20 protein-coding genes are annotated in these 21,444 nt (G+C 47.7%); 1 reads left to right on the forward strand and 19 read right to left on the reverse strand.

Translation table 11 applies throughout. The features are described 5' to 3' along the window. Positions 1-876: 876 nt before the first annotated feature. The 5 genes from IFU39_RS17900 to IFU39_RS17920 form a co-directional block, all read right to left on the reverse strand. Complete coding sequence (locus IFU39_RS17900) at positions 877-1,164, reverse strand: stage VI sporulation protein F (RefSeq protein ID WP_036614589.1); 288 nt, start codon at positions 1,162-1,164, stop codon at positions 877-879. A gap of 115 nt (positions 1,165-1,279) precedes the next feature. After that, entirely contained in the window at positions 1,280-3,325 is a 2,046-nt protein-coding gene (gene recG, locus IFU39_RS17905) for an ATP-dependent DNA helicase RecG (RefSeq protein WP_105599606.1), read from the reverse strand. A 10-nt stretch (positions 3,326-3,335) separates the two neighbouring features. Then, positions 3,336-4,199 carry a DegV family protein gene (locus tag IFU39_RS17910; RefSeq protein ID WP_091014328.1) on the reverse strand — a complete coding sequence of 288 codons (864 nt, stop codon included), beginning with the start codon at positions 4,197-4,199 and terminating at the stop codon, positions 3,336-3,338. Positions 4,200-4,275: 76 nt separating this feature from the next. After that, a complete protein-coding gene (locus IFU39_RS17915) occupies positions 4,276-6,087 on the reverse strand; it encodes a DAK2 domain-containing protein (RefSeq protein WP_105599607.1) in 1,812 nt (603 codons plus the stop codon). A 62-nt stretch (positions 6,088-6,149) separates the two neighbouring features. Next, a complete protein-coding gene (locus tag IFU39_RS17920) occupies positions 6,150-6,323 on the reverse strand; it encodes a hypothetical protein (protein WP_188310489.1) in 174 nt (57 codons plus the stop codon). Between the two features lie 400 nt (positions 6,324-6,723). Between IFU39_RS17920 and rpmB the strand changes: the two genes are divergently transcribed. After that, positions 6,724-6,912: a 50S ribosomal protein L28 gene (gene rpmB / locus IFU39_RS17925; RefSeq protein ID WP_017687459.1), complete on the forward strand. Its 189-nt coding sequence runs from the start codon at positions 6,724-6,726 to the stop codon at positions 6,910-6,912. 194 nt (positions 6,913-7,106) lie between these two features. On the opposite strand, the gene spoVM is transcribed toward rpmB, so the two are convergent. From spoVM to gmk, 14 genes are all read right to left on the reverse strand, one after another. Further along, positions 7,107-7,187, reverse strand: a complete 81-nt coding sequence (spoVM, locus tag IFU39_RS17930; RefSeq protein WP_019424875.1) for a stage V sporulation protein SpoVM — start codon at positions 7,185-7,187, stop codon at positions 7,107-7,109. A gap of 167 nt (positions 7,188-7,354) precedes the next feature. Beyond that, positions 7,355-7,606, reverse strand: a complete 252-nt coding sequence (locus IFU39_RS17935; protein ID WP_091014322.1) for a hypothetical protein — start codon at positions 7,604-7,606, stop codon at positions 7,355-7,357. A 3-nt stretch (positions 7,607-7,609) separates the two neighbouring features. After that, positions 7,610-8,269, reverse strand: a complete 660-nt coding sequence (rpe, locus tag IFU39_RS17940) for a ribulose-phosphate 3-epimerase (RefSeq protein WP_105599609.1) — start codon at positions 8,267-8,269, stop codon at positions 7,610-7,612. Position 8,270: 1 nt separating this feature from the next. Continuing rightward, a complete protein-coding gene (gene rsgA, locus IFU39_RS17945; protein ID WP_017687455.1) occupies positions 8,271-9,179 on the reverse strand; it encodes a ribosome small subunit-dependent GTPase A in 909 nt (302 codons plus the stop codon). Positions 9,180-9,240: 61 nt separating this feature from the next. Beyond that, positions 9,241-11,451, reverse strand: a complete 2,211-nt coding sequence (gene pknB / locus IFU39_RS17950) for a Stk1 family PASTA domain-containing Ser/Thr kinase (RefSeq protein WP_192134098.1) — start codon at positions 11,449-11,451, stop codon at positions 9,241-9,243. Then, positions 11,448-12,224 carry a Stp1/IreP family PP2C-type Ser/Thr phosphatase gene (locus tag IFU39_RS17955; protein ID WP_192134100.1) on the reverse strand — a complete coding sequence of 259 codons (777 nt, stop codon included), beginning with the start codon at positions 12,222-12,224 and terminating at the stop codon, positions 11,448-11,450. Before IFU39_RS17955 ends, pknB begins: the two co-directional genes overlap by 4 nt. Positions 12,225-12,231: 7 nt before the next feature. Beyond that, the gene (gene rlmN, locus IFU39_RS17960) at positions 12,232-13,272 is read right to left on the reverse strand and encodes a 23S rRNA (adenine(2503)-C(2))-methyltransferase RlmN (RefSeq protein WP_036614609.1); all 1,041 of its coding nucleotides are present in this window, start codon (positions 13,270-13,272) and stop codon (positions 12,232-12,234) included. 252 nt (positions 13,273-13,524) lie between these two features. Further along, complete coding sequence (rsmB, locus tag IFU39_RS17965; protein WP_192134103.1) at positions 13,525-15,003, reverse strand: 16S rRNA (cytosine(967)-C(5))-methyltransferase RsmB; 1,479 nt, start codon at positions 15,001-15,003, stop codon at positions 13,525-13,527. Continuing rightward, positions 15,000-15,953: a methionyl-tRNA formyltransferase gene (fmt, locus tag IFU39_RS17970; RefSeq protein ID WP_105599616.1), complete on the reverse strand. Its 954-nt coding sequence runs from the start codon at positions 15,951-15,953 to the stop codon at positions 15,000-15,002. The genes rsmB and fmt overlap by 4 nt, the downstream gene beginning before the upstream one ends. Positions 15,954-15,965: 12 nt before the next feature. Then, entirely contained in the window at positions 15,966-16,454 is a 489-nt protein-coding gene (gene def, locus IFU39_RS17975; protein WP_017687449.1) for a peptide deformylase, read from the reverse strand. A 116-nt stretch (positions 16,455-16,570) separates the two neighbouring features. Then, positions 16,571-19,120 carry a primosomal protein N' gene (gene priA / locus IFU39_RS17980; protein WP_105599619.1) on the reverse strand — a complete coding sequence of 850 codons (2,550 nt, stop codon included), beginning with the start codon at positions 19,118-19,120 and terminating at the stop codon, positions 16,571-16,573. A 3-nt stretch (positions 19,121-19,123) separates the two neighbouring features. Next, positions 19,124-20,359, reverse strand: a complete 1,236-nt coding sequence (gene coaBC / locus IFU39_RS17985; RefSeq protein ID WP_192134105.1) for a bifunctional phosphopantothenoylcysteine decarboxylase/phosphopantothenate--cysteine ligase CoaBC — start codon at positions 20,357-20,359, stop codon at positions 19,124-19,126. A gap of 138 nt (positions 20,360-20,497) precedes the next feature. Next, complete coding sequence (rpoZ, locus tag IFU39_RS17990; RefSeq protein ID WP_036614619.1) at positions 20,498-20,710, reverse strand: DNA-directed RNA polymerase subunit omega; 213 nt, start codon at positions 20,708-20,710, stop codon at positions 20,498-20,500. 157 nt (positions 20,711-20,867) lie between these two features. Next, complete coding sequence (gmk, locus tag IFU39_RS17995; RefSeq protein ID WP_017687445.1) at positions 20,868-21,440, reverse strand: guanylate kinase; 573 nt, start codon at positions 21,438-21,440, stop codon at positions 20,868-20,870. Between the last annotated feature and the right edge of the window lie 4 nt (positions 21,441-21,444).

Consider the following 21,444-nt stretch of genomic DNA (forward strand, 5'->3'; position numbering starts at 1 on the left):
TGCTCGTATGCTCGTATGCTCGTATGCTCGTATGCTCGTATGCTCGTATGCTCGTATGCTCGTATGCAACAGTTTACCGCTCCCCCCGGAGGAAAGCAAAGTCCATCCTGTGAAAATACATCAACTATGTTACACCATTCACACTATAGTTCATCCCTTAACTTCTATGAAATATCCGACTCCAAAAAAAACTATGTTATAATTAGTTGTCATGTTATTCCAATTATTAAGCGAGAATTAATACAGAAAGGTGTTCATGCATGCTTGCCATTATACTCCTAGGTTCATTTCTGCTTTTTAGCCTAATATGTCTTACCCTATATTGTGTCTCCAGACGATCCAACAATCCTGATCGCTCAACAAGACTTGTCCTGCAAATGATTTTATTTATATCAATCCTGACTTTAATTGTACAGGACTACATTCTAAAAGAATTCCCTTCCAATAGCATTATCATTGTAGTTTTAATCATAACTTTAATCATCATCAGCTCTTCTCCTGATCAAAGTAAGAGGGCAGCAAATAAAACTACATAATCATTCCATTTGAAGCCCAACTAAAACCTCCATCATCGTGAGCTCAAAAAAGGGGTGTTCCATTAGTCAGATGACTTAATGGAACACCCCTTCCTAAATTACCAAACAATCATTCATGTAATTTGGTTTTATAAAATGAACTCCAGCTACACAGTAACGGAGAGTGCAGAACCAATCTGAAGAAGCGAAGCGTGCGCCTTTATCCCCGGATTTTACCCTTTAGAAAAGGGAATCAAAAAAATCCGGGGATAACAGCGATCGGAAGATGGTACTGCACTCGTAGTGGTCACGTGTAACACCCTGTAGTTCATTTTAGTTCACCCAACGTTACATCGAATCCCTACCTAAACATCCCCCACAGCTTAATCAAATGAAACGTATTGTTCGGATCAATCTTCTGCGCGAGTACAAACGCAACAAACTGCTCCTCCTGCGCCGGAGAGAAATTCTCATTCATAATGACAGCTGAAGACTTGACCAACCTTCTGACCTTGGCCTTATCTTGCAGATCAGACTTGGTCACGCCATCAATCAACTTTTTGATACGCTCTTTGACAGCGGGATTTTTCATCTTTAATTTGATCCGCTCCACCAGCTGCGGACTAATTCCATATTGTTGATAACCCAAAACGTATAGCACCTCCCAAAGAATGAACTCACTTCTTATTCATATGTCGGGAGGGCTTGTACACTTGTCTTTTTTTTACAAAGGTAATACGAAAAACCCGCTATTATGGCAAACATTAGTCAATCAGATCACCCTTGAATACTTGCTGTTGCTGTAGGAAATCACGCAAAGGTGCGTAGTCCATAGACGTCCAGAAGGTCGCATCCTCAATCAAGTGGGTTACGTCATCTCTGGCTTGTTCCAGCACAGCAAAATCGGCAACCATGTCGGCAAGACGGAATTCAGGCAATCCGCTCTGTTTGGTACCGAAGAAATCACCCGGACCCCGGAGATCCAGGTCACGCCGGGATACCTCGAATCCATCCTCCGTTTCCGTCATGACCTTCATGCGCTCCTGTCCAACCTCCGTCTTGGGATCAGCAATGAGTACACAATAGGACGCATGGGCACCACGACCAACCCGCCCACGAAGCTGATGCAGCTGGGAGAGACCGAAGCGGTCCGCGTCCATAATGACCATCAACGTGGCATTTGGCACATCGACCCCAACCTCGACAACGGTGGTGGAGACAAGCAACTGAATATCATTGCTATAGAAGTCACGCATCATCTCTTCTTTCTCCGCAGCCGTCATTCGGCCATGCAACAGACCTACACGATATTTTGGAAAGTTCTGCTGCATCTGCACATGCAAATCAATGGCATTCTGCACATCCAGCTTCTCCGACTCTTCAATGAGTGGACAGATCAGATAGGCCTGACGCCCCTGATCCACTTCTCTGGAAATAAACCCGAGCACCCGCTCCATCATATCGTGCTTAACCCAATACGTAGAGATCGGAATCCGTCCTTTCGGACGTTCCGAGATCGTGGATACTTCAATATCCCCAAAAGCCGTAATCGCCAGTGTCCGTGGAATTGGCGTAGCCGTCATGGTTAACACATCCGGGTTATATCCTTTACGTCTTAAAACGCTGCGCTGATTCACCCCGAAGCGATGCTGCTCGTCCGTCACCACAAGGCCCAGATCACGGAAGAAAACATCTTCCTGAATCAGGGCGTGTGTACCCACCACAATATCAATCATGCCCATTTGCAACGAGGCGATCAGATCTTTACGTTTGCGTCCATTTACACTGCCCGTTAACAGCCCTACGGTTACCCCAAACGGTTCAAACAGCTTTTGCAGTGAGCGCATATGCTGTTCCGCCAGAATCTCAGTAGGCACCATCAGAGCCCCTTGGAACCCAGATCGAACAGTCGTGTATAGTGCAATTGCCGCAATAACCGTTTTACCCGATCCTACATCACCCTGCAATAACCGATTCATTGCATAGGGCGAACGCATATCATGCAGAATTTCAAGCTCCACCTTTTTCTGAGCATCTGTTAATTCAAAAGGTAAACTGCGTACAAACTCACGAATCGTCGTATTGTCCGTGGTATGCACTACACCATCCATACGATTCCGGTTGAGCGCGCGATACGCCTGCATTTTCAACTGGAACAGAAACAGCTCCTCATACACCATCCGCTGTCTGGCCTGCTGACCTTCCCGGTTGTCCTGTGGACGATGAATCCCCGCAATCGCCTGCTTACGTGGCATCAAGCTGTATTTCTTCATCAAGGAATGAGGCAGAATCTCAGGAATCATATCTCCGAATTGGATTAACCCTTGATTGATTGTTTTCCGCATCCATTGTTGCGTCAGCTTGCCAGTTACAGAATATACAGGTTGCAATGTACCTGAACGCCCATCGCCTTTATCAGGGAACTCCGAGTCAGTCACTGTCATCTGCATGCGTTTTTGTTCCCATTTTCCCGTAATCACAATCTCACGATTGGGGGTAAGTTGTTCTTTGAGAAAATGGCGATTGAACCAGGTGGCTGTAATCATCCACTCTTCCGTCATGATCTTACAGGTAAGACGGGACTTTTTACCGTATCGTTGTAATACAGGAATACCCATTACCTGTCCCTGGACCGTAATCTTGTCCCCATCCTTCACTTCACTGAGCGAACGAAGACGATAATCCTCATAACGGAACGGATAATATTCAAGCAGGTCTTTAACAGTAGAGATGCCAAAGGCGTGAAGCTCTCCCTCTTTGAGAGCACTCACGCCGTTAATTTGCTTAACTGATATTTCTTCCAATTTCATGTCTAATCCCTCATTCCGGAACAGGCCACATAAAGATCGCAATGACACCAGGTCCAACATGACTGCCTATTACGGCTCCAATATTGGTATAGATCACTTCATTCAGTGTAAAATGACCCCGTAGCTGTTCTGCACAAGCGATCGCTGATCCCGGGTCAGCGGTATGACCTACCGCCAAATTAACCCGTTTGCCTGCAAGATCCTTCTGGAACAGCTCAATAATGCGTGCCATTGCTTTTTTATGACCTCTGACTTTCTCAACTGCGTAGATAACGCCTTCTTCATCAATAGACAGGATCGGCTTAATGTTAAGCAACGTTCCCAAGATGGCTGAAGCTTTGCCAATCCGACCGCCCTTTTGCAGATACTCCAAAGTATCTACAAGAAAGAACAACTTGCGAGATTGTTGCATCCCTTCAATAGCAGCAGCGATTTCGACTGCCGACTTGCCCTGTTCGGCAAGTTCAGCAGCCTGTACCACCATTAGACCGTATCCATACGAAGCTGACTTCGAATCCAGCACGGTGATGTCACCCTCACGCTCCAGCAAAGACTTGCCAAGCATGGCCGATTGGTAGGTACCACTCATGCCGGATGACAGGTGGATCGATACAATCGGGCGTTCCGGGTTCTCATCAAGAAGTGATTGGTACACATTCATGAAATCGGTTGGAGATGGCTGTGAAGTTGTAGGCAACACAGAACCCTTCTTCAACTTTTCGTAGAACTGTTCCGAAGTCAGATCAACGCCATCTGCATAGGTCTCTTCACCGAACAGAACACGTAGCGGAACAATATGAATCCCGTATTTGCGAATGAGTTCTTCGGGAATATCTGCCGTACTGTCTGTTACTATCGTAACCTTGTGGCTCATGACTCTCCTCCTCTTCGCCAGAGTGCTATTGGTACCTGTTCAAAAACTCAACAAGAGACGTTTTGAACAACCTTTATTAGGACTCTACGGAGAACAAATAATAATACACAGGCTGTCCTCCACGATGTACCTCTACCTCAGCATCAGGATACTGTTCTTCAAGCCATGCAGCGAGGGCAGCAGTAACCTCAGGGTCCGCTTCGTCCCCTTCAAGGATCGTCACCACTTCATCTCCACTCTCCATCATCTGTTTGAGCAGACCTTCACATGCTTGAAGCATGGTTTCATCCGTCGCTACAATTTTGGAGTTATGAATACCGATATAGTGCCCCGCCTTAATATCTAATTCATCATATTGCGTATCACGAACCGCATGAGTCACTTGACCGGACTGTACCCGGCTGATGGCCTCCAACATTTGATCACGGTTTGTTTCCGCAGACTCATCTTCCTGGAAAGCAAAGGCAGCAGCCATCCCCTGTGGAATGGTCTTGCTTGGAATAACCGTAATCCGGCGCTCATCTTCAAGCAGTTCACGAGCCTGCTCCGCAGCCAGTACAATATTCGAGTTATTCGGGAGTATAAATACCTGCTCCGCAGCAATGGAACGAACGGCTTTTACAAAATCCTCAGTACTCGGATTCATCGTCTGTCCACCAGACAGAACAACATCAACGCCAAGACTTTGGAAAATCTCTGCAATACCGTCACCGGAGGATACCGCAATAAAACCATACGGTGCCATCTCATCTGCAGGAAGCACAGCCTCTTCCATACTGCGCGCTGCCTCAGGTGGAATCTCTGCAAACAATTCAGGTGATGGAGCAATGTCCATGCCTGCTGTCAGGAGATCCCGATGCTGTTCACGCATATTGAGAATATGAATCTGTGTAATCTCACCATAATGCAGCGCCAGGTTTAATACATCGCCTGGTGTCTTGGAATGGACATGAACTTTGATGACTTCATCGTCGGCAATGATAATGATCGAATCCCCATTAACTGACAACGCTTTCCGGAATGCTTCGTCATCAAATGCCACTCCTGCGTTCTCTCCAAGCTCACGATTAATGAAGAATTCCATATCATACAGGAATTCAATGTCTTCCGTTTCCAGTCTCGCCTGAGCAGACAATGGCATCTCCGGTGCAATCACCTGCTGCTGTGCAGGCTTCTTGATATCCACTTCTGTCGGTGCAGCCGGTTTCAAAGCAGATGCTGCCACGGATGGGGTTACTTCTTTGTTCAGTGAAGTACGACTCCCTCCGTCACCTTGCAGCAATACTTCCATAAAGCCCTCGTAGATATATACAAGCCCCTGACCACCTGAATCCACAACACCAACCTGTTTCAGTACAGGCAGTAATTCCGGAGTCATTGCCAGTGCTTCTTTTGCTTTTAACAAAACTTCATTCATTAATTCAGTAATATCATTCGTCCGTCTTGCATAGTAGTTGGCATGTTTCGCCGCTTCCTTGGCTACGGTAAGAATGGTCCCTTCAACGGGCTTTACGACTGCTTTGTAAGCTGCGTCAACACCGTTCTGCAGGGCTGCTGCAAATTGGAGCGTATTCAGTTCCTCATAGGGAGCAGCTGAACGACTAAAACCACGGAACAATTGCGACAGAATAACTCCTGAATTCCCCCGTGCGCCCATAAGCAGGCCTTTCGATAGAATACCGGCAGCTTCGCCGATGGAGGCAGAACTTTTTCTTTTAATCTCTGCAACTCCTGCACTCATTGTCAAATTCATGTTCGTTCCCGTGTCACCATCCGGCACAGGGAAAACATTCAGGGAATTGACGTGCTCTGCATGCTGTCCAAGTTGTTCCGCTCCGGCAAGTACCATTGCGGTGAAATCTGTTCCATTTAAAGAACGTATACTCAAGTGAGAATTCCCCTTCCTAGCTTGATACACGAACACCTTGCACCAAGATGTGTCTGGTCTGTTCATGCGCTAACGCGGACTGCGTTATTCTTCGTCCATACCTTGTCCGGCACAGGCATACAATACAACATGTCAGCCGGATTAACGGTCTGGGCGGCCGGGCTACCAATATCCTGCACTCTCTGCACCCCTAACTTCGGGGCATACGGATATGCACCGGTATCAAGAGCCGACATGAATGCCGCATGGAGACTGGTGCCAATGATGGAATGCCGCAGCTCACAGCGTTGCCAAAAAGCAGACCACCGACCTCTAAGTACGGTTTATTCTCCGACTTCCTCGCGGCAACAGCCTGTTCACCACTGTATTATGGACTACTCAACATTGTACTATATTAGACAGGAGAAATAAATAAAGTTTTTGGATCAGTTGACGAAGCTTTTTTAATTATGATATTATATTCAAGTATTGTTTTATGCAGGTTAAGTAATGGAAATGATCCGGTTATGCCGGCTTAAACAACGCCATTAGCTACTGAAACCTGATCTTTATGATCAGGAAGAACAATTTAGTCCTTATGGAATGACTTTTCGTTTCTGAAGGCAACTGGTTATTTTAGGATAGGAGGTGTAATCTATGTCTCGCAAATGTTATGTGACAGGTAAGAAACCGGGCACCGGTAACCACGTATCCCACGCTAACAACCGTAACCGTCGTACTTGGGGCGTAAACGTTCAGAAGGTCCGCATTCTCGTTGACGGCAAACCAAAACGTGTATACGTAAGCACCCGTGCACTGAAAGCCGGTAAAGTGACTCGCGTATAATCACGCAAAGCTACTATAAATCGGGTAAGCAAAAAGCACCTTGTTCCTTGCAGGTGCTTTTTTGGTATTCAAAAAAGGGAATCTTGAATACGCTCATTAACATGTGAATAGCCGCCGCATGACGCTTCGCAGGTACGAATTCCAGATAAGACTGAGCCAAGGCGGCGGTATTCCCTATTACCTTATCAATCGGATTAGTTCTTTTGAAACGTATTAAGAATCGCCTTTACAAACCCTCCCAAAAACTTCGGCAGTTTGAATGTGTAAAATTTCATAATTCACCCTCCCCATCATGCTCATGCGTCCGCCGTATCCTATGCTTCAGGCCTTCTTTACCTCAAACACGACAAAAAAGGCTACATGAGAAACCTGCTCATGTAACCATATTTATGCGGAACCTTCGATCCCTATTCCACAATGACAAGCCCGAAGATCAGGTCATTTACGTTTGGGCAGGAATATATTGATAGACAGCGATCATGAAAACACTCAGTACATAATACAGTATGCTGAATATGACAAAAGTAACCCGATGCCCGGTACGATCAAATTTGCGGAAATACATAATAACAACGCCTACCCCGATTAATGACGTAATCGCATTAAACGGGGATTGAATAACCGCAAACAAAGCAAGCACAAGTCCCGTCACGAGACTCGCAGCCATCGTCCACAGTGTCTCCTTGAGGGTCATGGATCAGCCTCCGTAGCTACGGCGAATTTCAGTAATCGCGGCAGCGCGATCCTCACGGCCAAATACGGCACTCCCGGCAACGAGCACATCTGCTCCAGCTTCCACCACAAGCGAGGCTGTATCGGCAGCAATTCCGCCATCTACTTCGATATGTACATCATGGCGTCCCTTTTCGTTCAACCAGGTACGAATCTGCTTGATTTTGTTCATGGTACCCGAGATAAATGCCTGTCCGCCAAATCCAGGATTGACCGTCATGACAAGAACCATGTCCACATCATCCAGAACTTCGAGAATGGCAGACGCTGGCGTTCCCGGATTTAGGGCAACTCCTGCCTTCACTCCTTGCTCCTTAATCAGATGAATAACGCGGTGCAAATGCACACAAGCCTCAGCATGAACGGTAATTACCGCTGCACCCGCTTTGGCAAATTCCTCAACATAACGCTCCGGATTCTCAATCATCAAATGCACATCGAGCGGCAAGCTTGTATGTGGAGCGATTGCCTTCACAATCGCAGGTCCAAGCGTAATATTAGGGACGAAATGACCGTCCATAACGTCAACATGAATCCAGTCTCCTCCTGCAGCTTGAGCTTCTGCAACTTCCGCACCAAGGCGGGCAAAATCAGCTGATAATATCGATGGGGCAATTTTAATCATGTTAATACCTCCGCTTCTTATCTTTCATTTCGGTCAGGAACAGCACATAGTGCTGATATCGGCTTTCGGAGATCAGACCTTCCTCCTTGGCCGCAAGCACACGACAGCCTGGTTCATGTGTATGAGTACAACCTCGGAATTTGCATTGATCTGCAAACTGGGCGAATTCCCGGAAACAAGTGGAGAGTTCCTCCACACCGATCTCCAGAAAGTCCAGTTGGCTGAATCCTGGCGTATCTGCAACAAATCCACCATTATCCAACGGAATAAGCTCCACATGCCTGGTGGTGTGTTTCCCTCGTCCTAGACGCATGCTGATCGCATTGGTCTCCAGCGTCAGGCCCGGCATCAATGCATTTAACATTGAAGACTTGCCTACACCGGATTGTCCGGAGAATACGCTGATCTTACCAGCCAGACGGTCTCTGAGCAATTCACTGCCTTCACCGGTACGTGAACTTGTGGAGATCACTTCATAACCAACCTGTTCATACAATGCTTTCACTTCAGCAACAGTGTCTTTGGCTGGATCAGCCAAATCCAGTTTGGTCAACACTATGAGTGCATCCAGCCCCGCCTGCTCGATGTGAACAAGGAACTTGTCCAACAGGTTCAGGTTCATATCCGGTTCCTTCACAGAGAATACGAGAACAGCCAAACTTACATTGGCTACAGGAGGGCGGATAAGTTCCGTTTCACGCTTCCGAATTTCATCAACCGTTCCTTCTCCGTTCTCAGTCAACATGTAGCTGACGCGGTCACCTACAAGCGGTGAAGTTCCCCGCTTTCTGAAGATACCTCTGGCTCGACATTGAACGGCGGAACCTTCAACCGAAGGAACCCCGTTGTCTTCCACTGGCATGACATAATAGTAACCGCTTAGCGCTTTAACGATGATACCTTCTGGCATAGCTCCGACGCCCTCCTTTAGATGGTGGTACATTTACTCCAGACGCCAGCATAAGCCGCCCTTATGGACGGCTTGATGCGTTAATGACTTCCTTTTTCTTCTCTTTTTCCTTGCCGTGCCCCTTACCATTATTCATGGCAGAAGTGTCCTCATCTACGCTGTCACCCTCACCGTCTGCCGGTGTGGACTCAGGTTCACCTTCCTGATTGGGATCAACACTGCCTTCATCAACGCTACCTTCACCTGGATCAGGCTCATTTTCTGGCGGCGTCTCAGTGCTTTGTTCCGGGTCAATGGAAGGTACATTTACTGTTCCGTTTTTGGCTTCACTGTAAGAGACAAGATACGTATCCAGGAACTGCCCATCACGATATACGGACACAGCCCCATTTTCATTTGGAGCCAGCACAAGCGGAATGGTCAAGGTCTGGGTTGAGTTCACGGTGCGTGTTCCCCATTCCTGATTCTTGCCGCGTGCGTCTTCATATGTGATACGGATTTTACTGTTTTTGCCCTCTTCTTTGGGTGAAACATTGATATTAAAAGGATATTCCAGCGCTTCGGGCGGATACCCTGTACTGATAAAGATTGTAATCTTATCGCCAGGACTAACCTCTGTGCCCGCTTCCACAGGCCACTGCTGCGTCACTTTCCCCTGGTCCACCGTATAACTTGATTCTTCCTGCACCTGAGCAAGCACAAGTCCAGCAGATTTCAGTTTTTCTTCGGCTTCACTGCGGGTAAGGTTCTTCAGGTCAGGCATTTTGACCGTCTCAGTACCTTTACTTACGATTAACTCAATCTGAACTAAAACAGGATCAAATTCCTCATTCACACCCGGTGTCTGGGAAATAACAGAACCTGAAGCCACATCATTGGAGAACTCTTCTTTCCGCTGAATCTGATCTTCCTTAATGCCAAGCGCAGTCAACTTCTTGACAGCCTCATCATAAGTTACTTGTTTGACATCAATCATCTTCAACAGTTCTTTTTCTGCCCCAACACTGATCTGGACCTCAGAACCTTCTTTGACAACATCGCCTTCTTTTCTGCTCTGGTCATAGACAATACCCGGTTCGACACCTTCTTGGTACAGACGGATGACCTCATCACTGACGACGAGTCCTTTCTCCTCAAGCATTTCCCGAGCCTTTTCTTCTGTCTGGGTGATCACGTTAGGCACGGTTACTTCAGGTACAACCAGCATACCCTTGACATACCATACAACGCCCACCATGGCGATTAGAATAAGAACGGTTAATGAAATGAGTAGAGCTGGCTTCTTCCAGCTCTTGGATTTTGCCTTACCCTTGCCAGTTTCTTCGTCAGACTCCATCACAGGCACTGCACCCGTCGATGTAACTCCGCGAGGTTCAGGTTTGATCGCTGGCATCACACGAGTCTGGTCTATATCATCCTCATCCGGAAAATCAATCTTCGTTTCATTACGTCTCTCCGGCATCAGGCAAGTTTCCAGATCGGTCTGCATTTCTTTGGCCGACTGATAACGTTCCTGCGGATTCTTACGCATGGATTTTAAGATGACATTTTCCACACTTTGCGGAATCAATGGATTGAATTTGCGTGGTTCATCGAACTCTTCCTGCAAATGCTTCAATGCCACACTGATAGGACTTTCACCCAGAAACGGAAGTTGCCCGGTAAGCATTTGGTAAAGTACGATCCCAAGAGAATATAAGTCCGATTTTTCACCAGTAACGATGCCTTTGGCATGCTCTGGTGAGAAGTAATGTACAGAACCAACTACGGAACCGGTCTGCGTAATCGTTGTAGATGTAACGGCACGGGCAATCCCGAAATCCGTGACTTTCACACGGCCATTCCGACCAATTAATATATTGTGGGGTTTGATATCCCGATGAATGATTTGATTATGATGTGCATGATCAAGAGCATCTGCAATCTGGGAAGCGATTCGCACCGATTCGTCCACCTGCAGAGGGGCACGTTCTTTGATAATTTCATTCAGGTTTTTGCCTTCCACGTACTCCATCACAATATAATGAACGTCATCTTCCTGCCCCACGTCATAAATGCTAACTACATTCGGATGAGACAGCGATGCTGCCGACTGTGCTTCCCTGCGGAAACGGCGAATAAACTCTTCGTCATGAACAAACTGTTGTCTAAGGACTTTGATCGCTACATTCCGGTTCAACAGAAGATCCTGGGCTTTGTACACAAGAGCCATGCCGCCACCGCCGACACGCTCAATCACTTCATAGCGTCCGCCTAGCTGGTGCCCAATCATGACTCACACCCCGTTTCCGTATCCACGGAACCTTCCCTCTGCAACTCGAACAAAGCAACCGTGATGTTGTCGTCTCCCCCAGCAAGTAAAGCCAACTGAAGCAGTCGGTCTGCACGATCTTCCAATGCCAGTTCCAGATTGCCGGCAACCTGAATAATCTGCTCATTGCTGACCAGGTTACTGAGACCATCACTGCACAGGAGAAGAACTTCGCCTTCCTCCAGCTTGACGGTATCCAGATCTACCTTCACCTCGACATCTGTTCCAAGCGCACGAGTTAGTACGTTGCGACGTGGATGATGGGACACATCCTCTTTGCTAATCTGACCATTTTTGAACAATTCATTCACCAGTGTATGGTCCTCGGTTAGCTGAATCACAGCTTTGTTCGCAACTTTGTAGGCTCTGCTATCACCGATGTGTCCAATAACACCTTCCGTATCGTTCAATAAAGCCGCAACCACCGTTGTTCCCATGTTGTGATACTTGTCATCTGTTGATGCCGTGCGGAAGATAACTTCGTTGGCATGCAAAATAGCATCGCTGAGAGCCGCAGACAGAGACGCATGTGACAGACCTGGTTCCAGTGTTCCCAGATCTTTCACCAACGTCTCTACTGCCAAGCGGCTTGCCGTATCCCCTGCAAGATGTCCACCCATGCCATCGGCAACTATACCCAGAATATATCCTGTATCGAGATTACGAATCCAGGCTGAATCTTCATTCACCGAACGCACTCGTCCGATATGGCTCACATGAACTGTTTTGATCAAAACGTTCTCACCTCAACTCCATATGCTTTGCACGAAGCTGACCGCAAGCGGCAGCAATATCATGTCCCTGTTCACGACGAATGGTTACATTAACACCCTGTTCCGAGAGAATCTTCTGAAAATTGAAAATGTCGCTTCTCGATGTTCTTACGTATTTGCGTTCAGGTACATGGTTAACCGGAATCAGATTCACGTGGCATAACATGTTCTTAAGCACACTTGCCAGTTCTGCTGCATGCTCTGGCTGATCGTTTACCCCACCAATAAGTGCATACTCGAACGTAATTCTCCGACCTGTTTTGGCCAGATAATAACGAAGGGACTCCATCACGTCTTCAAAAGGAAAACGACGGTTAACCGGCATCAATTTCGAACGCAGTGCATCATTTGGTGCATGGATCGAAATGGCGAGGTTAATCTGTGTATCTTCATCCGCAAACTTGTAGATGTTCGGAACGATACCGCTCGTGGATACCGTGATGTGACGCTGACCGATGTTCAGCCCTTTTTCATGAATCATAATGCGCAGGAAAGTCATCGTAGCTTCATAGTTTTCGAAAGGTTCACCCGAACCCATGATCACGATGCTGCTGACACGCTCGCCCCGTTCATCCAAAATTTTCTGAGCCTGCACAACCTGGGCAACAATCTCCCCAGCCGTAAGGTTACGCTTGAGACCACCCAATGTGGATGCACAGAACGTACAACCAATACGACAACCAACCTGTGTGGTTACACAGATGCTGTTCCCGTAGTTATGCTTCATGATTACTGTCTCAATGGCATGGTCATCATGCAGACCAAAGAGGAATTTAACCGTTCCATCCTTGGATTCAAACTTGGTAATTTCCTTAAGCGTTACAAATTCAAATTGCTCTGTCAGTTTTTCACGCAATGGCTTGGACAGATTGGTCATTTCACTGAAATCATTCACGCGTTTTACATAAATCCAGTCAAAGATTTGGCCACCGCGAAACGCCGGCTCCCCATTCTCCACAGCCCATTGCTGCAGTTGTTCCAGAGAATAATCATATATAAAAGGTTTCATTTTGTTGTCAACACCTATTCCTTCTTTTCTTTTCGTTGGCTTCCTTCTTTTCGTTCCATTCGTCCTATTCTATCACAAAGACCACGTTACATCCATGTATACCCTTGATATCTGTACTTCATGCATTATAACATCTCAATGCCGCCATCGCACCCTGTCATCACATTCTCTGACAATTATATCGAAGTCTCATCACAAAGAAATCCGCCGAAGTTCCCCTCGGCGGTCATACTTCCGTGCTCTATTAAACTGTTATTCCACTGTTTTTGTCAACCGTGCGATGAAAAATCCGTCACTGTGAGCGTATTGTGGCAAAATCTGAATACCACCGTTCACAACCTTCAAGTTCGCTGTCTCCGATTCAGACCAGACGGATGTTTCTGCTGGACTATATTCCGGATGTCGATTCAAGAAGTCTGCAACCATATCCTCATTCTCAGCAGGCTCAATCGTACACGTGCTATACACCAGAATACCACCTGGTTTTAACAACGGCGCAACCTGATCAAGCAATTCACGTTGCAAGCCTGCGATATCTCCGATATCTTTTACGGTTTTGGTCCATTTCACATCAGGCTTGCGGCGAATAACACCCAGACCTGAACATGGTGCATCCAGCAAAATGCGGTCAAACGACGCTTCCGGATACCGCTCGTTCAGATCAAGAGCATCTCCAGTTACAGCATCGATGCAGCTCAGACCGAGACGCTCCGCCTGATCCAGGATCAACTGGCGCTTATGAGCATGTACATCATTCGCGACAATACGACCGCGATCCTGCATTTTCTCCGCCATGTGAGCTGTTTTACCACCTGGAGCTGCGCAGCAATCCAATACAAGTTGGTCTACTTCTGGCGCAACTGCTTCAGCGACGAGCATGGAACTTTCGTCCTGTACAGAGAACAACCCGTCCCGATACCAGGACGTTAGAGCCATGTTTCCGCCACTACGTACAAGAATTCCATCGGAACTCAGCTGAGAAGCTTCAACGATTGCACCTGTACTAGTCATCTCATGCATCAGTTTCTCCCGTGTGGTCATTGTTGTGTTGACCCGGACACTCACCGCTGGCGGCTCATTATTCGCACAACAGATCGCTTCCGCCGTCTCTTCGCCGTACTGGGCAATCCAGCGTTCAACCATCCATAACGGGTGGGAATGCTCCAGTGAAATACGTTCGGCAACGGGCAGATGTTCTGGAATACGAAGTTCATCCCGATTGCGGATCATATTGCGGAGCACTCCATTCACCATACCCGAGATTCCCTGATGGCCCAGTTTCTTCGCCAGATTAACCGCTTCGCTCACCACGGCATGCTCCGGAATACGATCCAGGTATATCATCTGATATACGCTGATTCGCAGCAGGCTACGAACCCATGGTTGCAGTTTGGATACTCCTTTGGCGACGTAACGTTCCAGAAAATAATCAAGTGTATTTAATCTGGCGATTGTTCCATACACCAATTCGGTAGCTAGTCCAGCATCTGCAGGGCTTAAATCCGCCTCTTTCAGACGGCGGTTCAACTCTAGATTACTGTATGCTCCATCTTGCTCAACAGCACTCAGAACCTTGACTGCCAATGTACGAGCAGATGTTTTGGGTTGCTGGGAGCGAGATGCACCACCCGATTTACCCGAATTCGGACGACGGTTTCCTTCACGTCCGGATGAATTTCCATTAGCTTTCTGGCCTTTTCCTGACGAACGACCTGGTATGTTACCGCTCATCGCAGCACCGTTCCAGGTTTCAGTGTACCCCCGCGAGCAAAGTCAGCGGCCTGCATCACCTTTTTGCCTGCAGGCTGCACTTCAGTCAACCAGAGAGACCCATTTCCTGTGCGGACTTCAATCCCTGCCTTGTTTAATTGCAGCACCGTTCCCGGCTCTGCTTGTCCAGCATCCGAAGAAGTCGCCAGGTCCACCTGATTGGGATTAGCCGCAGCCCAAATTTTAAAGACCTGATCATCCCACATCGTAAATGCACCGGAGAACGGCACAAGACCACGAATCTGATTGAACAGTTCACGTGAAGTACGACTCCAGTCCATTTTCTCGTCATCCCGAGTCAGATTACGAGCATACGAAGCCTCAGCATCATCCTGGGGGACCCCCGTTGTCTCGCCTGCAATCAATCGTGGCATTTCTGCCTGAAGCAGTTTGGAACCAGCCTCACTTAATTTATCAAACATCGATCCTGATGTATCTTCATCCGTAATTGGCAGTTCCACACGCGAGATCATATCTCCGGTGTCCAGGCCTTCAGCCATATACATCAATGTGACTCCTGTCACGGATTCCCCGTTAATAATGGAACGTTGGATCGGGGCTCCTCCGCGATATTTCGGCAAAAGAGATCCATGCACGTTCACACAACCACGAACAGGCATATCCAGCACGGCTTTGGGCAGAATCTGTCCAAAAGCCGCGGTCACGATCAGATCCGGCTTCCATTCAGCCAAGCGGGCTACAGCTTCCGGATCACGCAATTTAACAGGTTGAAACACCGGCAGACCATGGCGTTCTGCCGCGGCCTTAACCGGTGTTGGCGTAAGTACTTTTTTGCGTCCCTGTGGTTTATCAGGCTGAGTCACCACACCCACCACATTGTACCCCTCTGCAATCAGCATATCGAGAGAAGGAACTGCAAATTCAGGTGTTCCCATAAAAACAATATTCAAATCGATCACTCCTTAATTACGACGCGGTCCCGTTTGATCGGCTGCAATTTCATACACTTTCTCGGCGACATCCGTAAAGAGTACGCCATCCAGATGATCAATCTCATGCTGGAATGCACGGGACAGCAAGCCACTACCCGTAATGATCAGCTCTTTGCCTTCACGATCCAGACCTTTAACCGTAACGGTCTCGAAACGGCGAACATCACCATTAATTCCAGGGATACTCAGACAACCTTCAGGTCCGAATTGCTCTCCCTCACTTGCAATGATTTCCGGGTTAATCATCTTGATCAGCCCTTGCTCATCACCTGCGTCGATAACAATCAGACGTTTCAAAATACCAACCTGCGGCGCAGCAAGACCTACACCTTCCGCATCGTACATGGTATCAGCCATATCATCGAGCAATTTTTGTACGTTTGGTGTAATTTTGGTTACTTCTTTGGCTCTCTTGTGGAGCACTTCATCTGGCTCTTGCACGATAATGCGAATCGACATGTTGTAAGCACCTTCCTAATCCTCATCATAATTTCAGGACGATATCTGTATTTTTGGGGTATTCATTTTAATCTATGTTTATACCGCTTGTTTACATCCGCATTGCTGCAAAATGCTTACATTAACATCTGCGGGTCTACATCCAGACTAATAAGCAATTTCTGCGCCTGAACATCATCATCCATGCGCCGGGCCGTTGCCAGAGCGAGTCCTATGGCGTCTACATCCCCCCGCCATTTTATCATACATTGGAATCTGTATCTATTCTTGATCCGAGGAATCGGAGACGCTACCGGCCCTAGTACATCAAAGGCATCATTGCTGAATCGATCCAGACTGCCGAGCCATCCGGCTGCATTAGCCTTCTCTTTTAGTATTCGCGTGTAGTTCTCGGCAAGACGAATCAATACCGGAAGCTGCTCATGCGAAAAGGTCACCAGAATCAGGCGACAGTAAGGCGGATATTGCAAATTGCGACGGTGCAGCAATTCCTCACGTACAAACGACACGTAGTCATGCTGACTCGCATGGCCAATGGAGTAGTGTTCCGGCGTATAGGACTGAACAAACACTTCACCAGGCAATTGGTGCCGACCAGCTCGGCCAGCTACCTGTGTTAATAACTGAAACGTTTTTTCCGCAGCACGGAAATCAGGTAAATTCAACGCTGAATCCGCTGTTATTACGCCAACCAGGGTTACATCCGGGAAATCAAGTCCCTTCGCAACCATCTGGGTGCCCAGCAATACATCCGCCTTTTTCTCACGAAACTGTTTCAGCAGCTTCTCGTGCGCCCCTTTTTCCGTTGTTGTATCCACATCCATCCGAATGACCCGAATACCCGGAAAGAGCTTGGCAAGCTCTTCCTCGACTCGCTGTGTACCTGTACCAAAGTATCGAATGTGCTCGCTTCCACAATCGGGACACACTTCCGGAGCCGCTTCCGCATACCCGCAGTAATGACAACGGAGATTATTCGAGCGCTGATGATACGTTAATGAAATATCACATTCGGGACAACCTGCCACATATCCACAACTTCGGCACATAACAAAGGTCGAATATCCACGGCGATTCAGCAGAAGCACCGTCTGTTCACCACGCTCCAAGCGCTCCTCCAACCCTTTGTGTAAAGCCCTGCTGAACATGGAGCGATTGCCATCCTTCAACTCTTCACGCATATCAACGATCCGCACTTCAGGTAACTTGTTACCCAGTGCCCGTGTTGGCATCTCCAGTAAGAGTGGTGCAAAATCATCATTACTCTGCGAGCGTGCCGCGTAATAACTTTCCAGCGAAGGTGTCGCTGAACCCAGAACAACCACGGCCTGGTGCTGCTGTGCTCTTTTTACGGCTACATCACGGGCATGATATTTCGGAGTTTCCTCCTGTTTGTAGGAAGTCTCGTGCTCCTCATCCATAATGATCAACCCAAGCCGACTGAATGGAGCAAATACGGCTGAACGCGCCCCAATCGCAACCTTCACCTGACCCTCACGAATCTTGCGCCATTCATCATAACGTTCACCGCCAGACAGACGACTGTGCATGACCGCAACCTGGTCGCCAAATCGCCCTTTAAAACGTTCTACCATCTGTGGTGTGAGTGCAATCTCGGGCACCAGAACGATAGCTTGCCGATCCTGCTCGATGCATTGTTGAATGGTTTGAAGATAGACTTCCGTCTTGCCACTTCCTGTAACACCATGTAACAAAAACACCCCATGGCGTTGTTCCTGCAATCGGCCATTGATATTGTCGTAGACAAGTTTTTGTTCATCGGTCAGAACCAGCGGTTCAGTCGCTTTGAACGTCCTGCCCTGATAAGGGTCTCGGAAGACCTCAACGTCCTCGGTGACGATTAGTCCCTTTTCTTCAAGCCCTTTAATGGTTGCGGCCGATACCTGAAGTGTAGATAACACTTCTTTCATCGGCATGGGCAGCAGTTCTTTCATTTCCAGCAAAAAAGCCAGAATCTCCTTCTGCCGCTGTGCTTTCGCCGGGAATGAAGCAAGTGCTTCCTGAGCAGCAGCAATATCTACAGCCAGATCAACGGACTTCATCGTTTTTTTATTTAACTTGTCCTTGATGGCCTGACTTTCCAGCAGCACGCCACCAAGCAATAATTTCTTAATTAGTGCAGCATGATTGGGATATTTTCGACTCAGTTGTTGTAGCGGTACCTGCCCCCGACTTTTGACAAAACGGATGATATCCTGCTGTACTTTCTCGGTTGTAGACTCTTCTCCCCAAACAAATAACACCTCATCATCCGGTTGTGCACCCGCCATCTGTCCATCAAGTGCATCTCCCAACGAGATGTATCTCTCTGCTTTCCCTTTCAATGCCGTCGGCACCATGACCTGCAATGACAAAATCCGGTTACTGGCATAACGTCCACTCATCCATTCGGCCAACTCAACCAAATCCTTTGACAATGGGGGAACAATGTCCAGCAACTCCTGAATCTGCTTAAGCTTGAATGTTTCCTCTCCGGTACGCGGCACAAGATCAATCACGAATCCCTGTACCGTCCGATGACCAAAAGGTACACCCACCCGGCTGCCAATCTCGATCCATTCCCTCATCGATTCAGGTACCAGGTAATCAAACGGCCGGTCTGTTTCCTTCACGGGAACATCGACTATGACCTTGGCAATCTCCATATCCTAATTCCTCCCGGCAATGCGCTCCGCCGCAATCCGGAGCAACCGATGAGCCACATCGTCCTTGGCCATCACTTGAAGCTCCTCCACCAAACCTTCCCGGTCATAGATATGTACCGCGTTGGTGTCTGTTCCAAATCCTGCACCCGTGCGGGTTACATCATTGGCTACGATCAGATCACAGTTTTTCCGTTCCAATTTCTCACGTGCATACATCTCAACGGACTGAGTCTCCGCAGCAAAACCAATCAAAAACTGATGGGTTTTCTGTTGGCCCAGCGTTTCAAGAATATCTATATTTTTAACAAGTTCTAGCGACAGCGTGTCGCCTTTCTTCTTGATCTTCTCGGTGTAAACTTCCTTTGGACGATAATCGGCAACTGCCGCCGCCTTAACCACGATATCAGCATCGTCCCATTCGCGTGTTACGGCTTCATACATATCCTGTGCAGACTGTACAGGGATCAACTCAACGTTCTCCGGTGGCTTGGCTTGGGTACTGCCCATAACCAATTTCACATCTGCCCCCAGATCACGCGCAGCTGCGGCTATGGCAAATCCCATTTTGCCAGATGAATCATTCGTAATGTATCGTACCGGGTCAATGCGCTCAATCGTACCTCCAGCCGTAACAACAACCTTCTTGCCATGTAACAATGGAGCTTGTCCCTGCCGGCTAATGTCTGCAGACTCGCGCTGTTCAAAGAAACGTTCCACCACATCCACAATGCTCTCCGGTTCTTCCAGACGTCCCTTGCCCACATATCCACACGCAAGCAGGCCTTCACCTGGTTCGATCATCATGGCGCCTCGTTCAACAAGAAGGTTCATATTATGCTTTACAGCTGGATGATCATACATATGTACATTCATCGCTGGAGCAATCATGACAGGGGCTGTCGTGGCAAGAAGAGTTGTTGAGAGCATATCATCTGCCATGCCATGTGCCATCTTGGCAATCACATTGGCTGTTGCCGGAGCAACCAGAACAAGATCCGCCAGATCGGCCAGATGAATATGAGATACGACTGCTGGTTCACGCTCATCAAATGTATCGGTATATACGGTGTTTCGGGTTAACGTTTGCAGCGTTAATTCGGTAATAAACTGTGTAGCGGAAGCTGTCATAATGACATGAACATCCGCTCCCTTTTGCACCAGTCTGCTGCATAATGTTGCTGCTTTGTAAGCGGCTATGCCGCCTGTCACACCAAGCACGATTTTTTTACCGTTCAACATGTTTATTTCCCCCGATATTTATACGACGTCTAAGTAAGATTCCGTTAAAATATGCTTATTCGTAAAAAAATAACAACCTCGCGGTTGTCAATTAATCCGGCTTGCGCCGTATGCAGTTGAAGAGCAGCCGCAGGCGGCTTACTCTTCTTCTTCGTCCTGTCCTTTGATGACAACGAGCAGGTCTCCATAGATTTCTTCCAGTGCAACGCCAACTTGTTTATGGGATCTCGCACCTCTTAAATCCGTTTTTTCACCTTCACGTAGCTGTCTAGCCCGGCGGGAAGCAGCAACAACAAGGGAATACTTGCTGTCGACTTTGTTCATCATTTCATCAATAGAAGGATACAGCATATTAACAAACACCTCTTCGCATTAGTATAATCGCAAGTTGCCGCCTGACAGAACTGATGTGGCATGTCTTCACACCCGGGCATTCCGAGAAGGAGTGCTTCAGTATATGATATGACAACTGCCCCACTTATATCGCATTCTGCAGCGGCAAAAGGGATTATTTATTGATCTTACAATGTTCGGCGATTATGATGCTTTCTATTCTCTTGCACGCCAAATCAATTTCATCATTCACAACAGCGTAATCATACTGCTCCAGCAGACTGATCTCATCAACCGCCACGGACATCCGGTGATCAATGGTCGCTTGGCTTTCGGTACCACGGCCCTGAATGCGATCTTTCAGCTCGTCCAATGAAGGAGGAAGCAGGAAAACAAAGATCCCTTCCGGGAATTTCTCTTTCACTTTTAACGCGCCTTGAACCTCAATCTCCAGAATGATGTCGCGGCCTTCGTTAATCGTTTTCTCTACAAAATCACGCGGTGTTCCGTAATAATTACCAACATACTCCGCATGTTCCAACAATTGATCTTCAGCAATCATGTTCTGGAACTCTTCATGACTTCTGAAGAAATAGTTCACACCATGTTCTTCACCAAGACGAGGCTGACGGGTTGTCGCCGATACGGAATAGATCAATTCCGGCACCCGTTTGCGCAAAGCGCTGCATACAGTACCCTTCCCGACCCCAGATGGGCCGGACAACACTACCAGTAATCCCTTAGACATATTA

Origin of the sequence: Paenibacillus sp. CFBP 13594 (assembly GCF_014842675.1) — a bacterium.
GTDB lineage: Bacteria > Bacillota > Bacilli > Paenibacillales > Paenibacillaceae > Paenibacillus > Paenibacillus amylolyticus_B.

What these genes read in the sequence shown, in the direction of transcription:
- IFU39_RS17910 (WP_091014328.1), bottom strand. Translation starts at nt 4,199, where the DNA reads ATGAGCCACAAGGTTACGATAGTAACAGACAGTACGGCAGATATTCCC.
- coaBC (WP_192134105.1), bottom strand. Translation starts at nt 20,359, where the DNA reads ATGTTGAACGGTAAAAAAATCGTGCTTGGTGTGACAGGCGGCATAGCC.
- pknB (WP_192134098.1), bottom strand. Translation starts at nt 11,451, where the DNA reads ATGATTGGGCACCAGCTAGGCGGACGCTATGAAGTGATTGAGCGTGTC.
- rsgA (WP_017687455.1), bottom strand. Translation starts at nt 9,179, where the DNA reads ATGCCAGAAGGTATCATCGTTAAAGCGCTAAGCGGTTACTATTATGTC.
- priA (WP_105599619.1), bottom strand. Translation starts at nt 19,120, where the DNA reads ATGGAGATTGCCAAGGTCATAGTCGATGTTCCCGTGAAGGAAACAGAC.
- rpe (WP_105599609.1), bottom strand. Translation starts at nt 8,269, where the DNA reads ATGATTAAAATTGCCCCATCGATATTATCAGCTGATTTTGCCCGCCTT.
- gmk (WP_017687445.1), bottom strand. Translation starts at nt 21,440, where the DNA reads ATGTCTAAGGGATTACTGGTAGTGTTGTCCGGCCCATCTGGGGTCGGG.
- spoVM (WP_019424875.1), bottom strand. Translation starts at nt 7,187, where the DNA reads ATGAAATTTTACACATTCAAACTGCCGAAGTTTTTGGGAGGGTTTGTA.
- recG (WP_105599606.1), bottom strand. Translation starts at nt 3,325, where the DNA reads ATGAAATTGGAAGAAATATCAGTTAAGCAAATTAACGGCGTGAGTGCT.
- rpmB (WP_017687459.1), top strand. Translation starts at nt 6,724, where the DNA reads ATGTCTCGCAAATGTTATGTGACAGGTAAGAAACCGGGCACCGGTAAC.
- IFU39_RS17935 (WP_091014322.1), bottom strand. Translation starts at nt 7,606, where the DNA reads ATGACCCTCAAGGAGACACTGTGGACGATGGCTGCGAGTCTCGTGACG.
- def (WP_017687449.1), bottom strand. Translation starts at nt 16,454, where the DNA reads ATGTCGATTCGCATTATCGTGCAAGAGCCAGATGAAGTGCTCCACAAG.
- rlmN (WP_036614609.1), bottom strand. Translation starts at nt 13,272, where the DNA reads ATGAAACCTTTTATATATGATTATTCTCTGGAACAACTGCAGCAATGG.
- rpoZ (WP_036614619.1), bottom strand. Translation starts at nt 20,710, where the DNA reads ATGCTGTATCCTTCTATTGATGAAATGATGAACAAAGTCGACAGCAAG.
- rsmB (WP_192134103.1), bottom strand. Translation starts at nt 15,003, where the DNA reads ATGAGCGGTAACATACCAGGTCGTTCGTCAGGAAAAGGCCAGAAAGCT.
- IFU39_RS17920 (WP_188310489.1), bottom strand. Translation starts at nt 6,323, where the DNA reads ATGTCGGCTCTTGATACCGGTGCATATCCGTATGCCCCGAAGTTAGGG.